This window comes from Streptomyces aurantiacus JA 4570, from assembly GCF_000414115.1.
Classification (GTDB): domain Bacteria; phylum Actinomycetota; class Actinomycetes; order Streptomycetales; family Streptomycetaceae; genus Streptomyces; species Streptomyces aurantiacus_A.
Genome location: NZ_AOPZ01000191.1, coordinates 1 through 1,744, shown reverse-complemented (window position 1 = coordinate 1,744; position 1,744 = coordinate 1). Strand labels below are relative to the sequence as shown.

Here is a 1,744-nt window from a genome sequence, read left to right as displayed (position 1 = left end):
CGGTCGGACACGTGCCGGATGACCGACAGGTCGTGCGCGATGATCACGTAGGTGAGGCCGAGCTCGTCCTGGAGGTCGTCGAGGAGGTTGACGACCTGCGCCTGGATGGACACGTCCAGGGCCGAGACGGGCTCGTCGGCCACCACCAGCTTCGGCTTGAGGGCCAGCGCGCGGGCGATGCCGATGCGCTGCCGCTGGCCGCCGGAGAACTCGTGCGGATAGCGGTTGTAGTGCTCGGGGTTGAGCCCGACACGCTCCAGCATGTCCTGGACGGTCTTCTTGAGGCCGCCCTCGGGCCGCACGCCCTGGAGCTTGAACGGCGCGCCGACGATCGTGCCGATGGTGTGCCGGGGGTTCAGCGACGAGTACGGGTCCTGGAAGATCATCTGGACATCGCGGCGCAGCGGCCGCATCTTCGCCGTGCCCAGGTGCGTGATGTCCACGCCCTCGAACTCCACGCGCCCGCCGGTCGGTTCGAGCAGCCGGGTGATGAGCCGGCCCATCGTCGACTTGCCGCAGCCGGACTCGCCGACGACGCCGAGCGTCTCACCGGAGCGCACGTCGAAGCTCAGCCCGTCGACGGCCTGGACGGCCGCGACCTGCCGCTGGAGCAGACCCTTCTTGATGGGGAAGTGCTTCACCAGTCCTTCGACCTTGAGCAGCACGTCCCGCTCGGCGTCCGTGGCGGATTTCGCCTGCGGGGGGATGGTCATGTCCTGGTCCTTCACAGCTTCGGCGCAATCTCTTCGGTCCAGATCTTGGTGCGCTCCTCGCGCGACATGTGGCACGCCGAGTAGTGCCCGGAGCCGACCAGGGTCAGCTCGGGGCGCTCGCTGCGCGTGATCTGGTCCTTGGGCACGTCGGCGTACGGGCAGCGCGGGTTGAAGGCGCAGCCGCTCGGCAGGTTGATGAGACTGGGCGGGGAGCCCTTGACCGGCACGAGACGCTCGGTCTCCTCGCGGTCGATGCGCGGCATCGAGCCGAGCAGGCCCCACGTGTAGGGGTGCTGGGGCTCGTAGAACACCTGCTGCGCACTGCCGCGCTCGACGCACCGGCCGCCGTACATCACGAGCAGGTCGTCGGCCATCTCGGCCACCACGCCCAGGTCGTGGGTGATCATGATGACCGCGGAGCCGAACTCCTTCTGCAGATCGCGGATCAGGTCCAGGATCTGCGCCTGGACCGTCACGTCGAGCGCCGTGGTGGGCTCGTCCGCGATCAGCAGCTCCGGGTTGTTGACGAGCGCCATGGCGATCATCGCGCGCTGGCGCATGCCACCGGAGAACTCGTGCGGGTAGGCGTCGACGCGCTTGTCCGGCTGCGGGATGCCCACCCGGTCGAGCATGTCGATGGCCCGCTTGCGCGCGACCTTCTTGTCGACGTTGTTGTGGACCCGGTACGCCTCGGTGATCTGCTTGCCGATGGAGTAGTACGGGTGCAGCGCGGACAGCGGGTCCTGGAAGATCATCGCCATCTCGCGCCCGCGCAGCTTGCGCACCTCGTCGGCAGGGGCGCTGAGCAGCTCGGTGCCGTTCAGCCAGATCTCGCCGGAGAGCTGGGCCTTGCGCCTGCCGTACTGCCCGGCCGTGTGCAGGCCGAGGATGCCGAGCGAGGTCACCGACTTGCCGGAGCCGGACTCGCCCACGATGCCGAGGGTGCGGCCCTTCTCCAACTGGAAGCTGAGCCCGTCGACGGACTTCACCAGGCCGTCGTCGGTCGGGAAGTGCACCTTCAGATCGCGCAC

The 1,744-nt window shown here is 68.5% G+C and carries 2 protein-coding genes; both read right to left on the bottom strand.

What is annotated here, in order from left to right:
• On the bottom strand, window positions 1–713 hold a 713-nt coding region (locus tag STRAU_RS19405; RefSeq protein WP_037660460.1), incomplete at its 3' end, for an ABC transporter ATP-binding protein.
• A gap of 11 nt (window positions 714–724) precedes the next feature.
• Window positions 725–1,744: ABC transporter ATP-binding protein (locus STRAU_RS19400; RefSeq protein WP_052029161.1), on the bottom strand; the 1,020-nt coding region annotated here is incomplete at its 5' end.